At 65.0% G+C, this 20,128-nt stretch carries 18 protein-coding genes; 8 read left to right on the top strand and 10 right to left on the bottom strand.

From position 1 onward, the window contains the following. Positions 1–38 precede the first annotated feature (38 nt). Both kdgD and Q0602_RS24010 read right to left on the bottom strand, forming a co-directional pair. Positions 39–956 carry a 5-dehydro-4-deoxyglucarate dehydratase gene (gene kdgD, locus Q0602_RS24015; RefSeq protein ID WP_298848655.1) on the bottom strand — a complete coding sequence of 306 codons (918 nt, stop codon included), beginning with the start codon at positions 954–956 and terminating at the stop codon, positions 39–41. Positions 957–1,116: 160 nt separating this feature from the next. Next, positions 1,117–1,608, bottom strand: a complete 492-nt coding sequence (locus tag Q0602_RS24010) for a winged helix-turn-helix transcriptional regulator (RefSeq protein WP_298848653.1) — start codon at positions 1,606–1,608, stop codon at positions 1,117–1,119. A 211-nt stretch (positions 1,609–1,819) separates the two neighbouring features. Here Q0602_RS24010 and Q0602_RS24005 point away from each other — a divergent pair, with 211 nt between their 5' ends. Then, complete coding sequence (locus Q0602_RS24005; RefSeq protein WP_298848651.1) at positions 1,820–2,836, top strand: 1-aminocyclopropane-1-carboxylate deaminase; 1,017 nt, start codon at positions 1,820–1,822, stop codon at positions 2,834–2,836. A gap of 126 nt (positions 2,837–2,962) precedes the next feature. After that, a complete protein-coding gene (locus tag Q0602_RS24000) occupies positions 2,963–4,459 on the top strand; it encodes an amidase (RefSeq protein ID WP_298848649.1) in 1,497 nt (498 codons plus the stop codon). Here the strand turns inward: Q0602_RS24000 and Q0602_RS23995 are convergent. From Q0602_RS23995 to Q0602_RS23985, 3 genes are all read right to left on the bottom strand, one after another. Continuing rightward, positions 4,456–6,207 (bottom strand): peptidase M14, encoded by a 1,752-nt coding sequence (locus Q0602_RS23995; protein WP_298848647.1) that lies wholly within the window; start codon positions 6,205–6,207, stop codon positions 4,456–4,458. The two genes, Q0602_RS24000 and Q0602_RS23995, sit on opposite strands and share 4 nt — an antisense overlap. Before the next feature lie 120 nt (positions 6,208–6,327). Continuing rightward, positions 6,328–7,629, bottom strand: coding sequence for an SLC13 family permease (locus tag Q0602_RS23990; protein WP_298848646.1), 1,302 nt, complete (start codon positions 7,627–7,629; stop codon positions 6,328–6,330). 67 nt (positions 7,630–7,696) lie between these two features. After that, the gene (locus Q0602_RS23985; RefSeq protein ID WP_298848643.1) at positions 7,697–8,530 is read right to left on the bottom strand and encodes an amidohydrolase; all 834 of its coding nucleotides are present in this window, start codon (positions 8,528–8,530) and stop codon (positions 7,697–7,699) included. Between the two features lie 193 nt (positions 8,531–8,723). Between Q0602_RS23985 and Q0602_RS23980 the strand changes: the two genes are divergently transcribed. Next, a complete protein-coding gene (locus tag Q0602_RS23980; RefSeq protein ID WP_298848641.1) occupies positions 8,724–9,461 on the top strand; it encodes a GntR family transcriptional regulator in 738 nt (245 codons plus the stop codon). Between the two features lie 303 nt (positions 9,462–9,764). Further along, positions 9,765–11,003: a peptide antibiotic transporter SbmA gene (gene sbmA / locus Q0602_RS23975; protein ID WP_298848639.1), complete on the top strand. Its 1,239-nt coding sequence runs from the start codon at positions 9,765–9,767 to the stop codon at positions 11,001–11,003. Between the two features lie 10 nt (positions 11,004–11,013). Here the strand turns inward: sbmA and Q0602_RS23970 are convergent, their stop codons facing one another. Then, positions 11,014–11,460, bottom strand: a complete 447-nt coding sequence (locus Q0602_RS23970; protein ID WP_295037808.1) for a universal stress protein — start codon at positions 11,458–11,460, stop codon at positions 11,014–11,016. A gap of 297 nt (positions 11,461–11,757) precedes the next feature. Between Q0602_RS23970 and ugpB the strand changes: the two genes are divergently transcribed. The 4 genes from ugpB (at position 11,758) to Q0602_RS23950 (ending at position 15,997) form a co-directional block, all read left to right on the top strand. Continuing rightward, complete coding sequence (gene ugpB / locus Q0602_RS23965) at positions 11,758–13,080, top strand: sn-glycerol-3-phosphate ABC transporter substrate-binding protein UgpB (RefSeq protein WP_298848636.1); 1,323 nt, start codon at positions 11,758–11,760, stop codon at positions 13,078–13,080. Positions 13,081–13,147: 67 nt separating this feature from the next. Then, entirely contained in the window at positions 13,148–14,023 is an 876-nt protein-coding gene (ugpA, locus tag Q0602_RS23960) for a sn-glycerol-3-phosphate ABC transporter permease UgpA (RefSeq protein WP_298848634.1), read from the top strand. Continuing rightward, positions 14,023–14,868, top strand: a complete 846-nt coding sequence (ugpE, locus tag Q0602_RS23955) for a sn-glycerol-3-phosphate ABC transporter permease UgpE (RefSeq protein ID WP_295037805.1) — start codon at positions 14,023–14,025, stop codon at positions 14,866–14,868. The genes ugpA and ugpE overlap by 1 nt, the downstream gene beginning before the upstream one ends. Before the next feature lie 22 nt (positions 14,869–14,890). Further along, a complete protein-coding gene (locus Q0602_RS23950) occupies positions 14,891–15,997 on the top strand; it encodes an ABC transporter ATP-binding protein (RefSeq protein WP_298848632.1) in 1,107 nt (368 codons plus the stop codon). A gap of 52 nt (positions 15,998–16,049) precedes the next feature. Here the strand turns inward: Q0602_RS23950 and Q0602_RS23945 are convergent, their stop codons facing one another. From Q0602_RS23945 to Q0602_RS23930, 4 genes are all read right to left on the bottom strand, one after another. Further along, positions 16,050–17,054 (bottom strand): dipeptide ABC transporter ATP-binding protein, encoded by a 1,005-nt coding sequence (locus Q0602_RS23945; RefSeq protein ID WP_295037802.1) that lies wholly within the window; start codon positions 17,052–17,054, stop codon positions 16,050–16,052. Then, on the bottom strand, positions 17,051–18,091 hold the full coding sequence (locus Q0602_RS23940; RefSeq protein WP_298848630.1) for an ABC transporter ATP-binding protein: 1,041 nt from the start codon (positions 18,089–18,091) through the stop codon (positions 17,051–17,053). The genes Q0602_RS23945 and Q0602_RS23940 overlap by 4 nt, the downstream gene beginning before the upstream one ends. Positions 18,092–18,155: 64 nt before the next feature. After that, positions 18,156–19,055, bottom strand: a complete 900-nt coding sequence (locus Q0602_RS23935; RefSeq protein ID WP_295037799.1) for an ABC transporter permease subunit — start codon at positions 19,053–19,055, stop codon at positions 18,156–18,158. Positions 19,056–19,070: 15 nt separating this feature from the next. Then, entirely contained in the window at positions 19,071–20,075 is a 1,005-nt protein-coding gene (locus Q0602_RS23930; protein WP_149436969.1) for an ABC transporter permease subunit, read from the bottom strand. Between the last annotated feature and the right edge of the window lie 53 nt (positions 20,076–20,128).

Here is a 20,128-nt window from a genome sequence, read left to right as displayed (position 1 = left end):
CGCTCCCGGCTTGATGAAGGATCCGCAGAGCGCGTCGCTCAGAGCGTGCGCGCTTTCTCGATCAACTGCTTGAGCGTGGCCCGCTCCTGCTCGCTGGGCATGGTCAGCGGTGCACGCACGTTCCCGCCCGGGTAGCCGACCAGGTCGGCGCCCGCCTTGATCAGGCTGACGGCATAGCCTTTCTGGGTATCGCGCAGGGTGACGAAGGGAATGAAGAACTCGCGTGTCGCCTGGCGCACGAAATCGCGGTTGCCCTGGCGCAGCTCCCGATAGAACTTCACCGCCATCTCCGGCACGAAGTTGAACACCGCCGACGAATAGGTGCTGACGCCGATGGCGAGATAGGCTTCGGCGATGATCTCGGCCGTCGGCACGCCACCGACATAGGCGAGGCGATCGCCCAGCGTCTTGATGATGATGTTGAGCGCCTGCATGTCGCCCTTGCCATCCTTCAGGCCGACCAGGTTCGGGCAGCGGTCGGCCAGCGCCTGGACGCCATCGACATTGAGGTAGCCGTTGGCGCGGTTGTAGTAGATCACGCTGAGGTCGGTCGACTCACAGACGCTGGCGGCGTACTCGACGATGCCGGACTGCGGGCACTCGGTGAGGTACGGCGGCATCAGCAGGATGCCGTCGGCACCCGCTTCCCGGGCGGCTTCGCAGTGGGCCTTGGCGAGTTCGGCGCTCTGCCCGGCGCTGGCGATGATCGGCACGTGCCCGCCGATGGTCTCCACCGCGATGGTGACGATCTCGCGATACTCCTCGATCGTCATGTTGAAGAATTCACCGGTACCGCCAGCCACGAAAAGGGCGGAGACCTCGTACTCCTTCAGCCACAGCAGACGACGGCGGTAGCTGTCGGCGTCGAACTTGCCATCGGCATCGAAATCGGTCACCGGGAAGGACAGCAGGCCATCCTTGATGGAGGCAACAACCGCTTGTTTGGAAAAATTCACCTTGACTCCCCTCATCGTGGGTTAACGTAAATCGGTCACTGAGTCGCCCAGCCGCTGTGCCTCGATCGAAGGAACACGAGCTGCGAAATTGGAATGACGATGTTGTCATACATCATACTATGATGCCGTTAGACCTTAGATGAACGTCACTGCGTCGCCTTCATTTCGCGAACGGCAGCTGCGTCGTCGACAGCACTTCCCGCAGGCCCATGAACGAGCGGATCTGACGCACGCCAGGCAGGTAGATGAGCTGCTCGGCATGCAGTCGGTTGAAGCTCTGGTTGTCACGTGTGCGAATCAGCAGGAAATAGTCGAACTCGCCGGTCACCACGTGGCACTCCATGCACCCCGAGATGTGCTGCGCGGCCGCTTCGAAATCGGCAAACGACTGGGGTGTCGAGCGATCCAGCACGACGCCGATCAACACCACCATGCCGACGTTGAGCTTGTCGGCATCGAGCAACGCCACCGTCCCCTTGATGATCCCCTGCTGCTTGAGCCTCTCGACCCGTCGCAGACAGGCGGGCAGGCTGAGATTGACACGCTCCGCCAGCGTGACGTTGGAGATCGAGGCGTCGCGCTGCAGCTGATCGAGGATCTGGCGATCGATCCGGTCCAGTGACGCGCCCGCGTCGCTGCTGATCTGGGGCATGGCCTGGCTCACCCTTCTGTTAATGTAATTTCACGTATTCTCTTTTGTTCGAAATATAAACCGCATTTTTTGCGGTATCGACGATTTTTCAGCCAATCAACCGCCCCAGTTTGCAACACGTCGCACGCCATTTCGCTCTAGGATAGATCGAGTCATTGCCATCACGACGCCACAACTCCATCACGACTCCAGAACAACAGCCGGAGCTCCCATGAAACTCGACAAGTTCACTCGCTATCCGCTGACATTCGGCCCCTCTCCCATCACCCCGCTCAAGCGCCTGAGCGAGCATCTCGGCGGCGAGGTGGAGCTCTACGCCAAGCGCGAGGACTGCAACAGCGGACTCGCCTTCGGCGGCAACAAGACCCGCAAGCTGGAGTACCTGATTCCGGAAGTGCTGGAAGGCGGCTACGACACCCTGGTCTCGATCGGCGGCATCCAATCCAACCAGACGCGACAGGTCGCCGCCGTAGCCGCCCACCTGGGACTCGACTGCGTGCTGGTCCAGGAGAACTGGGTCAACTATCACGATGCCAGTTACGACAAGGTCGGCAACATCGAACTGTCGCGGATCATGGGTGCCGACGTGCGCCTCGATCCGGCCGGCTTCGATATCGGCATCCGCGAAAGCTGGGAACGCGCCCTGGAGAGCGTTCGGGCCAAGGGTGGCAAGCCGTTCCCGATTCCCGCCGGCTGCTCGGAGCATCCCTACGGCGGCCTCGGCTTCGTCGGCTTTGCCGAGGAAGTGCGCCAGCAGGAGCGCGAGCTGGGATTCACCTTCGACTATATCGTGGTCTGCTCGGTCACCGGCAGCACCCAGGCCGGCATGGTCGTCGGTTTCGCCGCCGACGGGCGTGCCCGCCAAGTGATCGGTATCGATGCCTCCGCCAAGCCGGAGCAGACCCATGCCCAGATTGTGCGCATCGCCCAGCACACTGCCGACCTGGTGGAGCTCGGCCAGCCGATCGCCGCCGACGACGTGGTGCTCGATACGCGGTTCGGCTATCCGGAGTACGGCCTGCCCAACGACGGTACGCTGGAAGCGATTCGCCTCTGCGGGCGACTCGAAGGCGTGCTAACCGATCCGGTCTACGAAGGCAAGTCGATGCACGGCATGATCGAGAAGGTTCGTCTGGGTGAGTTTCCGGCGGGCTCGAAAGTGCTCTACGCCCATCTGGGCGGCGCGCCGGCGCTCAGCGCCTACAGCGAATGGTTCTCTCGCGGCTGAACACGATCTGCGGAAATGGTGGCTCCGGCGGCACGATCCGTCGCCGGGTCCCGGCGTGGCGTCGGCGGTGATTCCGCGCCCCATTGCGCTATGCTGGAGCCACCTCCAACAACAAGCTCTCCCCTCATGACACCGCTTTCCGATTCGAATCGCGCCGCGCCGGCGCTCGCCCTGACCGAGATCGTGACCTGGGATGCCACCACGCTGTCGCGGCAGCTTCACGATCGCGCCGTCTCCTGCCGGGAGGTGATGAGCGCCTACCTCGACCATATTGACGCTGCCAATCCGCTGGTCAACGCCATCGTCTCGCAGCGCGAGCGGGCAGCACTGCTCGCCGAGGCCGACGCCGCCGACAGGGAACTCTCGGCCGGTCGCTCGCGGGGCTGGATGCACGGCTTCCCGCAGGCGATCAAGGACCTCTCCGATGCCAGGGGACTGCCGACCACCCAGGGCTCGCCGCTGCTCGTCGGGCCGATTGCCGTGGAGGACAGCCTGATGGCAGCGCGCATGCGCGCCGCCGGCGCCCTTTTCATCGGCAAGACCAATACCCCGGAATTCGGCCTCGGCTCCCAGTCCTACAACCCGGTCTTCGGCGCCACCCGCAACGCCTTCGATCATACCCGCACCGCAGGCGGTTCCAGCGGTGGCGCGGCGGCGGCACTCGCCATGCGCATGCTGCCGGTGGCCGACGGCAGCGACATGATGGGCTCGTTGCGTAATCCTGCCGCCTTCAACGACGTGATCGGCTTTCGGCCCTCCTTCGGCCGGGTCCCTGGGTTGGCCGCCGAACCGTTCGGTCAGCAGCTCTCGACCAACGGCCCGATGGGCCGAACCGTCGGGGACGTGGCGCGACTGCTGGAGATCCAGTCCGGCTTCGATCGGCGCGCCCCGCTCTCCCTGGGAGAGCCGTTACGGCGCGAAACCGATACCGTCGACACCGCGCTGGAACGTGACGTTCGCGGTCTCAGGATCGGCTGGCTCGGCGACTGGAGTGGATATCTGCCGATGGAGAGCGGTGTGCTGCCGCTGTGCGCGAGGGCGCTGGCGCGCTTCGCCGACCTGGGTTGCCAGGTGGAAGAGATCGACCTGCCCTTCTCCGCGGAGACGCTATGGGAGAGCTGGACGACGCTGCGCCACTGGGCCGTCGCCGGTAACCTGGGCGTGTACTACGCCGACCCCGCGACTCGCGAGCGGTTGAAGCCCGAAGCTCAGTGGGAAGTCGAACGCGGCCTGCAGCTCTCGGCGCAGGAGATCTACGCCGCCAACGTCCAGCGCGGCGACGCCTATCATGCCTGGAGCGCGCTGTTCGAACGGTTCGACTACCTGGCCATGCCCAGCGCGCAACTGTTTCCATTCGACGTCGATACCCACTGGCCCAGCGAGATCGCCGGGCGGCCGATGGACACCTACCACCGCTGGATGGAGGTCGTCGTACCCGCCTCGATGCTCGGCGCACCAGCCATCAGCCTGCCGGCCGGGTTGAGCGAAGAGGGCCTGCCGATGGGATTCCAACTGATCGGCCGGCCCCGGGATGACTGGGGCGTGCTGCAACTGGCGCGCGCCTTCGAGGCGGTCAGTGGCGACCTCGCCCGCCTGCCGCCGGCGTTGGCGTCCGCGGGCTAGTGTGGCATGCCGGCGAGCAGACGCTCGGGCATTCGCTGATACGCTCGATAAGCCGCCAGCACCGTCGCCCGCTGGGCCGCCACGGCGGCCTGGAGGGCGGCACCGTAGACCGTCTCGTCCGGGTATTCGGTAATCAGTGTCAGCGGTACCCGGTGGCGGTCGTCCTCCGTGACCAGACACGGGAAACCGTTGACCCTCTCGAATCCGGTATCGCCGGCATGGGTCTCGAACAGGGCGATCTGGCGATCGTTGAAGGCGCGCAGCCCTGGCACCTCGTCGAGCGCCAGCGTGACCGCCTCGATCAACCAACGCGAGGCGTCGGCCCAGCCGGGGGCATGACGCAGGATCAGAAAGAACCCTTTCGGTAGCGTCCACATCTCGAAGCCGCGCGGGACATAGCCCGACAGCGGCCGCGTCCACTCGTGGGCCGGATAGCCATGCAGGTTGAGATGCAGTCTCGCCTCGGTCAGCCGCTCCGCCTCGTGACGAATGGCCGTTTCGTGCTCACCCGCTTCGCGGTACTCCAGGTCATCGCCCAGTGCCGTGTAACGGGCGGCGTGATGCATGTGCCGTGGATTGTCCGCGATCAGGCGCCGGTGCAACGCGTAGCCGTCCGGGTTCTCGAGCGGACAGAGCGCGAAGTGCGCGCCCTCGCACTGCGCCAGCGCCTGTGCCGCCAGCAGCGTTCCCGCGGGTGAACTGGTCTCGTTGGCGTGCTGGCCGGCGGAGACGATCACACCACGGTCGCGCCCGGCCACGTAGCGCCCCTCGACTCGCCGCCCCGCGATCGAGGTGGCGTAAAACGGCGTCCCGCCGAGCGTCGCCAGCTCGTCGGCGATCTGCGCGGGCGCTAACGGCCGGCTCACGGCGTCGAGCGCTTCACGGGGAGACGATATCGACCCGCGATCGTAGGCGCGCGTCTCCACCTTCACCTCGTAGCCGTTGCCGAGCCGGATCTCCGGTACGATCTGCCCCGGCTGCAGGTGGCGATCACCCAGTGGCCTCCCCGAGCGACGCTGGAACATCTCCAGCAGCGAGAAGTAGAACTCCTCGTGCAGGGCTTCCCGCAGCGACAGCACCTCGTCGGCATAGCCGAGAGGCTCATCGGCGATCGGCAGCGTTACGGTGATGCTCAGCTCTTCGAAATAGGGTTCCTCGAAATAGGGCTCCCCGCCCCCACTCCGCTTGTCCCATTCGGCCTCGCGGATGGCCGTCATCGCCTCGGCGAAGAGCCGCTCATAGGAGGTCGTCAGGGTTTCGCCCGCGCCATCGACGATCTGCCAGCCGCAGGGGGAGAGCGCCTGTTCATCCGCGAAGTCGAGATGCCGGCGGTTGGGCGCCAGCACTTCCAGAGGCTCGTCTCGCCCATCGGCGTAATGCAACCGCAGGCGGTAGACCGGCAGCTCGTCACGCATGTCGCCCGCCGCGAACTGGAAGCCGACGCCGGGATAGAGCGCCGCCAGCGGATAGCTCTCCAGCAGGAAGCGCGAGGCCGGGGCGTCGGGATGCCGGGGGTAGTTGACCTCGACACGCGTTAGGCCCTCGGTCGTGATCTCCTCGCGGAAGGCGCAGACCAGCGGCTTGTAGGCCGAGCGGCAGCGTGCGGTGATGCCGCGGCTTGCCAGCGTCTCCTCGGCCCGGAGGCGCGTGGCCCGGTCGTCGAACGTCCAGGTTTCCAAGGTGGCTGCCATGGACGCCTCGACCAGCGTGTCGAGCGTGGCGGGATAACGCTTGTCGAACAGGATCACGGCGATGCTCCTCTCATGACAGGGCCGAAGGGTCGTTTCGAACGACAAGCGGCGCCCTTGCCAGCAAGGACGCCGCCGCTCATCACGCTACGATGACGATGGTCAATTGTCACCCCACGTTCAGAACACGAACGTCAGCAGCAGGTTGAACACCAGCGCGGCGACGAAGCCGAGCGGGGCGGCACGGAACAGCAGCTTGGGCAGCAGGCCCGAGCGCGCTTCGTCCGTCGGACAGGAGCCGAGGATCAGGCTGCCGCCGGAGGAGAACGGCGAGATCGAGGTGGCCTGCGCACCGACCACGATGGCGATGAAGATGATCATCGGGTCGATCGAGAGCGTGCCGGCCAGCGACGGCACCAGCGGGAACAGTGCCGGCGTGACCACGCCCAGCGTACTCGCGAACAGCGACATGAACGCGGCAACGACGCCGAACGCGACCGGGATCAGCACCGGCGGGATGTTGGTGCCGATCCAGGAGCCGAGCAGATCGATGGTGCCCGCCTTGATCGCCACCGAGATGAGCATGCCGACACCGCAGATCATGATGATCGTGCCCCACGGCAGCGAAGCGATCGCCTTGCGCTCGTCGCCTAGTTTCATCAGTAGCGCGATGACCGAGAACACGCTGGCGATCAGGCCAATGTCCACCTTGGCGTTGACGAACGTCACCGCGGCATTGTCGGGCAGGATCAGGCTGGCGATGGGCGGCAGCAGCACCGTGGCCATCATCACCAGGGTCAGGATCAGGGTGGCGCGCTGGTCACGGTTGAGCGGGCTGGGGCGCTCGACGTGCGCCAAAGACGCCATCGCCGTGCCCCGCTTGCGGCCGAACAGGATCAGGCCGGACAGCACGACGATCGGCACGATCATGGTGCTGGCGAAGATGCCGAAGCTGTTGATGAAGGCCTGGTTGTCGGAGACGCCCGAACTGGTCATCAGGGTACGGAAGATGATACCGCTCTGGCTGGAAACGAAGTTGGCACCCGCCAGCGCCCCGTAGTTGACCGCCATGGCGCCGACGATCAGGTTCAGCCCGGTGCGGCTGCACAGCAGCAGCGTGATCGGCGCCATGAACGCCAGCACGGTGTAGTAGCCCGCGCCCAGTGCCGAGATCACCACCGCCGCCAGGAAGATGGCGAACGGCAGCAGGTGCGGAAAGTGCCGGCAGCGATACATCAGGTGTTCGGCCAGCTTCTCCAGCGTGCCGTTGACGATCGCGAAGCTGTAGAACAGGCAGACCGAGAAGATGATGAAGAAAATCTTCAGCGGCCACATGGCGATCACTTCCTTGGGACTCAGCCCCAACCCGAAGCAACCGAGCAGGTAGGCGAAGGCGATCGCGAACAGCCCGATGTTGATCCTGGTGCGGTATCCCAGAATGATGGAGACGACGATCGCCCCCACCACCAGTAGACTCATCATAATCCTGTTCCCCTTGCGTACTTGTCATGCACTCTTCATGCGTGCTTGTCGTGTCGTCCGTCGGCCTTCAGTCCGCAGGTCCGATCTTGAACAGCCTGGCCGGGTTGTCGACCAGGACCTGCCGGCGCTCGCCGGCGTCCGGCAACAGCGTCTGCATCATCGAGAACTGGTTGTCGTAATCGACCTGATCCTCGAACCTCGTATGCGGCCAGTCGCTGCCCCACAGCAGGCGCTCGCCATGGCCATAGGCATCGCGCAGTCGATCGATGGAACGCAGCGCTTGTGCCGGATTCGAGCGACTGCGATAGGTCGCCGACAGTTTGACCCAGATCTCCTCGCTCGAAAGCAGAGACAGCAGCCCCCGATGGTGGGAGTTGATCGGATCGATCTCTCCGGAGGGCAATCCGAAGTGATCGATCACCACCGCCACGTCCGCGGCCAGGATCTGCGGCAGGATCGTGTCCAGATCTTCCATCCCCCGCTGGATCTCCACCGACCACCCGCGACGTGCCACTTTGGCGAATAGCGTTTGCCACGCCGCGCTACGATAATCTTCCAGGGGTTGCCCGATCAGGTTGAGCCGGATCCCGACGACACCGGCTTCGACCAGCTCATCGAGCGTCTCGTCGTCCACGTCCCGCTCCACTACCGCGGTACCGCGCAGACGCTGCGGGAACCGGCGTAGCGCCGAGACCATGTGGCTGTTGTCGGTACCCAGAAAGCTGGGCTGTACAAGCACGCCGTGGGAGAGCCCGCAATGATCGAGATGCGCCAGATACTGCTCGATGGTGGCGTCGTAGTCCGGGCTGTAGCGTCGGTTGCCCGCCAGTTTCAGGTCGTGCTGGAAAATATGCGCATGGGTATCGACACCGGTCAGCGCGACGGTAGCCAGTTGCGTCATGAATGGCCCTTGGTAAATGGCATGAACAGTGACGGCGAACGGAGGGTTCAGCCAATCCTTAACATCTATTCAACTATATGAATAGATCAGACCAAAGCATACACCTAATTGGTCGCAATTCAGCCAGCCTACGACTAAAGACGATAACAAGAGTGTTACATTTGTTTGAAACAGGGTGACGAGGGAAACACTCATGAAGGGAACGAGCTCGATGACGGACGAACGCCTACCGCTCTATCAACGTTTACGTGACGATATGCTTGCCAAGATCGCTGCAGGAGAATGGACACCCGGCGGCGCGATACCTACCGAGGCGGAACTGACCCGGCACTACGGTGTCGCCGTCGGCACGCTGAGAAAGGCCGTGGACACACTGGTCCAGGATGGCCTGATGAAGAGAAGCCAGGGGCGCGGCACTTTCATTCTCCGCCCCAATTTCGAGGGCTCGCTGTTCCGCTTCTTCCGCCAGGTGGATGCCCACGGTGACCGTCGGATCCCCCAAAGTCGTATTCTCTCGCGCCATCTGGGGCCCACTCCCGGGGATATCGCGGAGGCGCTGGAACTGATGGAGGCCGAACAGACGATTCGGCTGGAGAGAATCCGCCAACTCGACGGGGCAACGCTCCTGCACGAGGAGATCTGGCTGCCGGCCACCCGCTTCGATGCCCTGATGCACATCGACATCGCGGACTTTGGCAACCTGCTCTACCCCTTCTATGAATCCCATTGCGGCCAGTTGATCGGATCGGCGCGGGAAACACTCACCGTCGAGACGGCCGGGGCGACGATCGCCGACATCCTGGGCATCGGCACGGGGCAGCCGGTCGTCATGGTGGAGCGGCTGGCGCTCGGCTACGATCGCACGCCGCTGGAGTATCGACGTTCGCGTGGCGCCGCCAGCACGTTCCGCTACCAGGTGGACATTTCCTGAGAGGGTGTTTGCACATTCGACGAGCGAGGGCGAGACAAGGCGAAATCGGCCGAAAAAAGGACCGGGCTGGCGTTCCAGTATACGCGGGATAAATGAGTATTTTGACCGGGCTCGCGTACGAGGTCGATTTCAACGCCTTATTGCCGCCGAGCGCAGGCATTTTGTAGACACCTTCGGAGACGACTGGCCGGGGCCGCCACCCGGGTAAGGGAACGTAACAACCGGCTCGAGGTCGATGAATGACCGCAGTAGCGCCGTCATGGCGCTGCTTCGCCGTTCATCGATAACCGCAGGGCCGTCACCGTGTTCCGATCGTTCTTTCCCAAGCCGTCGCTGTTCTTCTTCACCGCCCTGGGATGGGCGCTATTCGCCATCGTCCTGTGGGAGTCCGCCGCCAGCACCTGGGGCGCCGCCATCGGGCTGCCGCCAGCGGACGAGACCTCCCTGCCGATCGGCGTCTCCCGCTTCTGGTCGGCGCCGTTTCTCTGGTTCTACCTCTACTACGCGCTCTGTGTCGGGCTGTTCGCCGCCGCGTGGTTTCGTTTCGCCCCGCACCGGTGGCAGTACTGGTCGATTCTGGGCACCGCGCTGATCGTGTTCCTGACCTACTTCTCCGTGCAGACCAGCGTCGCGGTCAACGCCTGGTACGGTCCGTTCTGGGACATGGTGCAACAAGCGCTCACCGGTGGCAGCGACGTGACCGCCCTGGATCTCTACCGGGAGATGCTCACTTTTGCCGGCATCGCCTTCGTCGCGGTGACGGTGGGCGTGTTCAACCTGTTCTTCGTCAGCCACTATATCTTTCGCTGGCGCACGGCGATGAACGACTACTACATGGCGCACTGGCCGCGGCTTCGGCACGTGGAAGGCGCGGCCCAGCGTGTCCAGGAAGACACCATGCGCTTCTCGACCACGCTGGAAGGTCTGGGCGTCAACCTGCTCAAGGCGGTGCTGACGCTGATCGCCTTCCTGCCGCTGCTGGTGGCGATGTCGAAGAACATCACCGAGCTGCCGCTGGTCGGCCATGTCTCCGATGCGCTGGTATGGGCGGCGGTCGTGTGGTCCGTGTTCGGCACGCTGTTTCTGGCGCTGGTGGGGATCAAGCTGCCGGGGCTCGAGTTTCGCAACCAGCGCGTGGAGGCGGCCTACCGCAAGGAGCTGGTCTATGGCGAAGACGACCCCTCGCGCGCCGAGCCGACCGCGGTGGCCGGGCTCTTTTCCCGCGTGCGTCATAACTATTTCCGCCTCTACTGGCACTACGCCTACTTCAACATCGCCCGCATCTTATACCTGCAGGCGGACACGATCTTCGCGTTCGTGGTGCTGACGCCGTCGATCGTCGCCGGCAAGCTGACCCTGGGTCTGCTGCAGCAGGTGCTCAACGTGTTCGGCCAGGTTCGCGAATCGTTCCAGTACCTGGTCAACTCTTGGTCGACGATCATCGAGCTGCTCTCGATCGTCAAACGGCTACGCACGTTCGAGGCGGTGATCGAGGTCCAAGACGCGCCGCCGGCGCGCCCGGATCCGGCACCGGGCGCCTGACCGGCCGTGCCTAATCCGGCACATGCAGCGTGATCACCGGGCAGGGCGCAATATGCGACACCTTGTGCGACACGCTGCCCACCATCAGGCTCTTGAGATCGCTGAGGCCGCGGCTGCCCATGACGATCATGTCGACCCCGAGGTCGGCCGCCTGCTGGACGATCACCTGCGCGGGTCTCCCTTCCACGACGTGATAGGTCACGTCCTCCCCATCGCCGGCCACCGCCTGCCAGGCTTCCTCGAGCAGGCGCTCCCCCGCCAGGCGCCCTTTCTCCGGCGTATAGTCGGCCGGCGCGGCACCGACTTTCGCGCCTAGCGCATCCTTGGCTATCGGCACCTCGGGAATGTGCAGCAGGTGAATCCGGGCCTGGGTCGCGCGCTGGATGAGGCGTGCGTGCTCCAGCGCCTTGCGCGCACTGGTGGAACCGTCGATCGGTACCAGAATCCGTTGAGACATGGTCGCTCCCCCCTGGTTGGCGATCGATTCACGGGTCACTCGAAGACCGCGCAACGTCGGTCGCGGTAGACGCCGGTGTTTCGCCAGACGGGCAGGACACCGGACTCTCGCTCAGCGTAGCCAATCCAGCGCCGTGGGGAAGGCCGCAAAAGGTCGCAGGAGCAGATGGGTGCCCGCCTCGACCCGGCGCAGGGATGCAGCACCGTCACGGCACGGCCATCGGACTGACATCTTTCTCTTCTAAGGTACGCCACCAGTACCCCACTCCTCCCGCTCGACTTGCCCGGAGACATTGCCGTGCGACTTCATCACCTGTTCTGCTACGCCGCTCTGGCGACCCTGTCACTCTCCTCCTCGGCCCAGGCAGCGACCACCATCACCTGGTGGCATGCCATGGAGGGCGTGCTCGGCGAGAAGGTCAACGAGATCGCCGACGAGTTCAACGCCTCCCAGAAAGAGTATGTGGTCAAGCCCGTCTATAAAGGCAGCTACAGCGACAATCTCACCGCGACCATCGCTGCCTTCCGCGCCAATCAGGCCCCGGCCATCACTCAGGTCTTCGAAGTGGGCACCGCGACGATGATGAACGCGCGGGGCGCGATCTATCCGATCCATCAGTTGATGGAGGAAACCGACACGCCGTTCGATCCCGACGCCTTCCTGCCCGCGGTCAAGAGCTACTACACCTCGAGCAACGGTCAAATGCTGTCGATGCCGTTCAACTCCTCCACCCCGGTGCTCTACTACAACAAGGATGCGTTCCGGAAGGCCGGGATCGAGACGCCACCGGCGACCTGGAAAGCGGTGGGTGAGGCGGCCCACAAGCTGGTCGAAAGCGGCGCCTCAGAATGCGGGCTGACCACCGCCTGGCCAAGCTGGACGCAACTCGAGAACTTCAGCGCCATCGATGACCTGCCCTTCGCCACCCATGCCAACGGCTTCGATGGCACCGACGCTCGCCTGGTCTTCGACAAGCAGGAGGCGACCGTGGCCCACATTCAGGACCTGGCCGAGTGGCAGAAGAGCCACGCCTTCGAATATGGCGGCCGCGCCGACAGCGGCACCAAGCGGTTCCAGTCGGGCCGCTGCGCCATGCTGACCACCTCCTCCGCCTCGCGGGCCGGCATCCAGGAGGCCGCCGAGGGCAAGTTCACCTTCGGCATCGCCCCGCTGCCCTATGACGCCAAGGCGGTGAACCAGCCCAGGAACTCGATCATCGGCGGCGCCTCGCTGTGGGTCATGCGGGGCCAGTCGGACGCGGTCTACCGCGGCGTGGCCAAGTTCCTGAACTTCCTCTCGTCCCCCGCCATTCAGGCCGACTGGGCAAGCTTCACGGGCTACGTGCCGATCACCACCGCCGCCTACCAGCGCCTGAAATCCCAGGGCTTTTACGCGGACAACCCGGGGGCCAGCGTGGCGATCGACCAACTGACCCGGGGCACGCCGAATGACAACGGCCGTGGCGTGCGCCTGGGCAACATGCCGCAGATCCGCAACATCATCGCCGAGCAGTTGGAGAAAGCCTTCAACGGTGACGAGCCGGCTGCCGCAGCGCTGCACGAGGCCGCCCGGCGTGGCAACCAGGAGCTGGCGCAGTTCCAGCAGAGCGTGGCGCACTGACGTTGGCGCCGATTCTCGTTTTCTCCCTGCTAGCGGCGGGCGGCGCAAGCCGCCCGCCGAATCACCGATGACCACCTTCGAGCGCCATCGTTTCACACCCTGGCTGCTGCTGGCGCCACAGCTCGCCATCGTGGCCGTCTTCTTCTTCTGGCCGGCCGCGGACTCTCTGCGCCAGGCATTCTATGTCCAGGATGCCTTCGGGCTCGGCGAACGATTCGTGGGCCTGGCGAACTTCCAGCGGGTCATGGCCTCGTCGGGATACTGGCAAGCCATGGGCGTGACGGTGCTTTTCAGCGTACTGGTGGCCGCCGGCGCCATGCTGCTGGCGCTGCTGCTGGCGGTACTCGCCGATCGCGTGCTCCATGGTGCCAGGCTCTATCGCGTCCTGCTCACCTGGCCCTACGCGGTGGCACCGGCGGTGGCAGGGCTTTTGTGGCTGTTCATGTTCGACCCGGTGCTCGGCGTGCTGACCCACGTCCTGGCCGGCTTCGGCGTGCACTGGGACGCGCAGTTGCATCCCGGGCAAGCGCTGGCGCTGGTGGTGATCGCCTCGATCTGGCAGCAGATGAGTTACAACTTCGTGTTCTTTCTCGCCGGGCTGCAGATGATACCGGCCTCGCTGCTCGAGGCCGCCGCCATCGACGGCGCCGGGCCGTTCCGGCGCTTCTTCGGCATCACCCTGCCGCTGCTCTCGCCGACCGCCTTCTTCCTGCTGGTCATGAACAGCGTCTACGTGCTGTTCGAGACCTTCGCCACCATCGACAACACCACCCTCGGTGGTCCGGGCGGCGCCACCCGCACCCTGGTCTACAAACTCTACGAGGATGGATTCGTGGGCCGCGACCTCGGCGGCTCCAGCGCCCAGTCGGTGCTGCTGATGGTGCTGGTCGGCGCACTCACCTTCGTCCAGTTCCGTTACCTCGAACGCCGGGTGCAGTACTGATGCGCTACGATCGCCCCCTCCTCGACCGGCTGACCCATCTGCTGCTGATCCTCGGCGTGATCGTGTTCGGACTGCCGCTGTGGCTGGCGCTCACCGCCTCCACCCACAGCGCCGGAGCGCTGCAGAGCGGCATCGCCCCGCTGTGGTTCGGCGGCGAGGGGCTGGCCAACTACTGGCAGTTGCTGTCACAGCCGATCGCGGGGCTCGGTGTCAGCGCCCTGCGCCTGCTCGCCAACTCACTGGTGATGGCGCTCGGCATCGCGATCGGCAAGATCGCGATCTCGCTGCTGGCCGCCTACGCCATAGTGTTCTTCCGCTTTCCCTGCCGCACGCTCTGCTTCTGGCTGATCTTCGTCACCCTGATGCTGCCGGTGGAGGTGCGCATCGTGCCGACCTACGGCGTGGTGGCACGCTTCGGGTTGATCGATACCTATGCCGGCATGATCCTGCCGCTGATCGCCTCGGCCACCGCCACCTTCCTGCTCCGCCAGAGCTTCATGAGCCTGCCCCAGGAGCTGTTCGAGGCCGCTCGGCTCGACGGCGCCGGGCCGCTGCGCTTCCTGAAGGACTTCGTGCTACCGCTGTCGAAGACCAACCTGGCGGCGCTGTTCGTGATCATGTTCATCTACGGCTGGAATCAGTACCTGTGGCCCCTGCTGGCGGCCAACTCGCCGGAACACGCCACCGCCGTGATCAGCCTGAAGAACCTGGTGCAGTCCACCGACACCCTGCCGCCCTGGCAACTGGCCACCGCCATGGCGGTGATGACCGTGCTGCCGCCGGTGGCGGTCATCATCGCCATGCAGCGCTTCTTCGTGCGCGGCCTGACCGATACCGAGAAATGATTTCCAACCGTGGAGAGCCACCATGGCCACACTGACCTGCCGCCAGTTGTCCAAGACCTACCCGGGCGGCCATCGAGCCGTCGAGGCGCTGGACCTGACCCTGGAGGCGGGCGAGCTGATGGTCGTGGTGGGCCCGTCGGGCTGCGGGAAGTCCACGCTACTGCGCATGGTGGCGGGGCTCGAAGCCATCAGTGGTGGCCAGTTGATCATCGGCGGGACCGTCGCCAATGCCCTGGAGCCGGCCCAGCGCGGGGTAGCGATGGTGTTCCAGAACTACGCGCTCTATCCGCACATGAGCGTGTTCGACAACATGGCCTACGCGCTCAAGCTGCAGCGGCGCCCGCGCGCGGAGATCGAGCGTCGGGTGCACGAGGCAGCGACACTGTTGGGTATCGATGCCCTGCTCGAGCGTCGTCCCCGCCAGCTCTCCGGTGGACAGCGCCAGCGCGTCGCCATGGGGCGCGCCATCGTGCGCGAGCCAGCCCTATTCTTGTTCGACGAGCCGCTCTCCAACCTCGACGCCGCGCTGCGGGTGCAGATGCGCCAGGAGATCCGACGCCTGCAGCAGCGGCTGGGCGCGAGCATGCTCTACGTCACCCACGACCAGGTGGAGGCGATGACCCTGGCCGACCGCCTGGTGGTGATGCGCGAAGGCCGCATCGAGCAGATCGGTACACCGATGAGTCTGTTCGAGGCCCCCGCCAGCTGCTTCGTGGCCCGCTTCATCGGCTCGCCGGCGATGAACCTGATACCCGTCAAACGGGCTCGCGACGGCGCCCACCTGTGTGCTGGGCTCCAGCTCTCCGGCGACCCTGAAGCGACCACGCGGGCGGCCACGCTCGGCCTGCGCCCGGAGCACTTGAGACTCGACCCGCAGGGAGAGCTGGCAGGCAAAGTGGAGATGATCGAACCGCTGGGCGTGGATGCCCTGGTTCACTGCCGGCTGCCGGAACATCACGAGCCGCTGACAGCCAGGCTGCCGGTGACGGCGCTCGCCGCATCCGGCATTCGACAGCAGGGCGCGATCCGGCTGGCCGTCGACGGCCCGCTGCACCTGTTCGACGACCAGGATCGCCGCCTCGAACATGCGGCAAGGCTGACGCCGCTGTCATCCCTCTTCGCCGTCTGATCTTCTCGCCCACCGACCGGCGCAGATCCACGCCCGCGTGTCCCGCGTCGCGTCAGCCCGCCACGGCGTATTTGGCGGCGGCCTGATCGACATGGATACAGGCTACCGCGACCCGGTCGTTGACGGGATCCAGCGGCGGGTCGAGCTGGGTACACTCCTCGGTCGCCAGATGGCAGCGCGGCGCGAACGGGCAGCCCGGCGGCGGCGCCAGCGGCGACGGCGGTTCGCCCTTGAGGTGGACGCGCTCGCGGCGGCGGTTGGGGTCCGCCACCGGCGTGGCCGAGAACAGCGCCTGGGTGTAGGGATGGCGCGGCGTGGTGAACACCTCCTCCGCCGGCCCGGTCTCCACCGGTTGGCCGAAGTACATCACGATCACGTCGTCGGCGATGCGGCGCACCACCGACAGGTCATGGGAGATGAACACGTAGGCCAGCCCGAACTCCTCCTGCAGATCCGCCAGCAGGTTGAGCACCTGGGCCTGGATCGACAGGTCCAGCGCCGAGACCGGCTCGTCCAGCACCAGGATCTTGGGGTTGAGCATCAGCGCCCGCGCAATGGCGATGCGCTGGCGCTGGCCGCCAGAGAACATGTGCGGATAGCGATCGGCATGTTCGGGGCGCAGGCCCACCTTGGCGATCATCTCCAGCGCCGCCTCGCGGCGCTCGGCAGCGCTCATCTCCTTGCGATTGAGCTTGAGCGGCTCTTCCAGCATGGTCGCCACGGTCTTGCGCGGATTGAGCGACCCGTAGGGATTCTGGAAGATGATCTGGACCTCGCGGCGCAGCGCCGCCGGCGGGCGCTGCCCCTCCTTGAGCGACACCTCGTGACCACTGATGGTCAACTTGCCGCTGGTGGGCGGCTCGATCATCGTCAATACCCGGGCCAGGGTCGACTTGCCGCAGCCGGACTCACCGACCACCGCCAGCGTCTGGCCGGGATAGAGCTCGAAGGTTGCTTCGTTGAGCGCCTTCACCGTCGCCGGCTTGGAGAACGGGCTGCCCTTGATCTGATAGTGACGGGTGAGATTGACGGCGCTCAATACGGCATCGCGGCTCATGGGCGCACCTCTCTATGCGGGCTGGATTGCGGGTTGTCTCGCGCAGCGCCCGCTGCAGCCGGCGACGGCGAGATCCCGTCTTCCAGGGGATAGTGACACAACGTACGGGCGGGATCGTCCGCGGCCGGCACCGGCTCCACCTCGCGACAATGCTCGGTGGCGTACTGGCAGCGCGGATTGAACAGGCAGCCGCTCGGCCGATCGTGCTGGCCGGGAACGACACCGGGAATGGTCGGCAGGCGATCCCGGTCGCCTGCGCGCTCCGGCAGCGCCGACAGCAGCGCTTCGGTGTAGGGGTGGCGCGGGTTGGCGAACAGCGACTTCACGTCCTGTTTCTCGACCTGGCGGCCGGCGTACTGCACCACCACGTGCTTGGCGGTCTCCGCCACCACGCCCATGTCGTGGGTGATCAGGATCAGCGCCATGCCAGTGTCTTCCTGCAGCCGCAACAGCAGTTCGAGGATCTGGGCCTGGATGGTGACGTCGAGCGCGGTGGTCGGCTCGTCGGCGATCAGCAGGCGAGGGTTGCAGGAGATCGCCATGGCGATCATCACCCGCTGGCTCATGCCGCCGGATAGCTGATGCGGGTAGGCCTTGATCCGTCGCGCCGGATCGGGAATCCCCACCTGCGCCAGCAGATCCAGCGCCCGTTCGTGGCGCTCCTTACGCGAGCCGCCCAGGTGCTGCTTGATCATCTCGTCGATCTGGGTGCCGACGGTGAAGCAGGGGTTGAGGCTGCTCATCGGCTCCTGAAAGATCATCGACATCTCGCCGCCGACGATGCGCCGGCGCTGGCGCGAACTCAGCTGCTGCAGATCCTGGCCGTCGAACGCCATCTTGTCTGCGGTGACCTGCGCCGTCCACGGCAGCAGGCCCATGGTGGCGAGCATGGACACCGACTTACCCGAGCCGGATTCGCCCACGATCGACCACACTTCGCCACGGTCGACGTTGATGTCGACGCCTTCCACGGCGGCAAACAGGCCGCTACTGGTCTTGAAGCGAACGCTGAGCCCTTCGATATCTAGTAATGCCATGACAACTCCTCATCGCGTCGCCGCACCCGCCCCCGAACGCCATGCGCCAGGCCGAGCGAAGCGCTCACGATCTTTTCATCTTCGGGTCCAGCGCATCGCGCAGGCCGTCGCCCATCAGGTTGATCATCAGCACGGTCAGCAGGATGATCAGCCCCGGAAACGTCACCGCCCAGTAGGCGCTACCCATGAACTCGCGGGCGTTGGCCAGCATCGCGCCCCACTCCGGCGTCGGCGGCTGGACACCCATGCCCAGGAAGCCCAGCGCCGCGATATCGAGAATCGCGGTGGAGAACGAGAGCGTCGCCTGCACGATCAGCGGCGCCATGCAATTGGGCAGCAAGGTATTGAACATCAGGCGCAGATGCCCGGCACCGGAGAGCCGGCTGGCGATGACGTACTCGCGATTCTTCTCGCCGATCACCGCGGCCCGTGTCAGCCGCACGAAGTAAGGCAGCTGAACCAGCGCGATGGCGATCATGGCGCTGGTCAGACCGGGGCTGAGGATGGCGACCAGGCCCAGTGCCAGCAGCAGGCTGGGGAACGCCAGCACCACGTCCATCACGCGAGTGATGACGGTCTCGACCCAGCCGCGGAAATACCCGGCCAGGAGGCCGAGGAAAATTCCCACGCCCATCGAGATCACCACCACCATGGCGCTGATCGAGAGCGAATAGCGCGCGCCGTAGATCAACCGCGAGAGGATGTCGCGACCTACCGCGTCGGTGCCGAGCAGGTAGCTCCAGCTGCCCTCGGCATGCCACACCGGCGGCACCAGCAGCGCCGAGCGATCCTGCATCGCCGGATCGTGTGGCGCGACCCATGGCGCGAACAGCGCGACCAGCAGAATGAAGACGATGAAGATCAGGCCGACCAGCGCGCCGCGGCTGGCACTGAAATCACTCCAGAAGGACGCCAACTGGTAGCGAAAGGTACCGGGCGCGGCGGGGGTGGAAATGGTACTCATGATGAAAGCCCCCTGTTAATGGCGGATGCGCGGGTTGATGACGCCATAGGCGAGATCGACCAGCAGATTGACGATCATCACGATGAACGCGATCAGGACCAGGCCACCCTGCACCGAGGGATAGTCGCGTCGCGAGATCGCGTCGATCATCCACTTGCCGATACCGGGCCACGAGAAGATCGTTTCGGTCAGGATCGCTCCCGCCAACAGCAGGCCCACCTGGAGACCGATCACCGTCACCACCGAAATCAGCGCATTGCGCAGGGTATGCACCATGATCACGCGGAAGTTCGACAGTCCCTTGGCGCGTGCGGTGCGCACGTAGTCCTCGCCCAGCACCTCGAGCATCGAGGAGCGGGTCTGCCGGGCGATGACCGCCAGCGGGATCGTTCCCAGCACGATCGACGGCAGGATCAGATAGTGCAGCGAGGAGAGAAACGCGCCCCAGTCGCCGGCGATCAGGCTGTCGATGGTCATGAAGCCGGTGACCGGCTCGATGAAGTACATGTACGAGATGCGCCCCGAGACCGGGGTCCAGCCCAGGGTGCTCGAGAACAGCATGATCAGCAGCAGGCCCCACCAGAAGATCGGCATCGAATAGCCGGTCAGGCTGACCCCCATGATGGTGTGATCGAGCGTCTTGCCACGCTTGACCGCGGCCAGCACGCCGGCTGGCAGGCCGATGATGACGGCGAACGCCAACGCGAACAGCGAGAGTTCGAGCGTCGCCGGGAAGCGGCTCATGAACTCGTCCATGACCGGGGCGTGGGTCACCAGGGAGTTACCGAGATCGCCATGCAGCAATCCCTTCAGGAAATCGAGATATTGGACGACCAGAGAGCGGTCGAAGCCCATTTGAGATTCGAGCTGGGCGTAGCGTTCGGCGGAAATGCCGCGCTCCCCCGCCATCAGCAGAATCGGATCGCCCGGCAACAGGCGAATGAAAGCGAACGCAACGATGGTGACGCCAATGAACGTCGGGACCAGCTGCGCCAGCTTGACCAGAAAGAATTTGAACATTTTGGAGTACTGGCTAGTCACGCGTTAAGACGCGGGGCGGCTGTCAGGGCCGC

Origin of the sequence: uncultured Salinicola sp. (assembly GCF_937921195.1) — a bacterium.
GTDB lineage: Bacteria > Pseudomonadota > Gammaproteobacteria > Pseudomonadales > Halomonadaceae > Salinicola.
The sequence above is the reverse complement of the archived record's forward strand: the minus strand, read 5'-3'. Positions and strand labels throughout refer to the sequence as shown.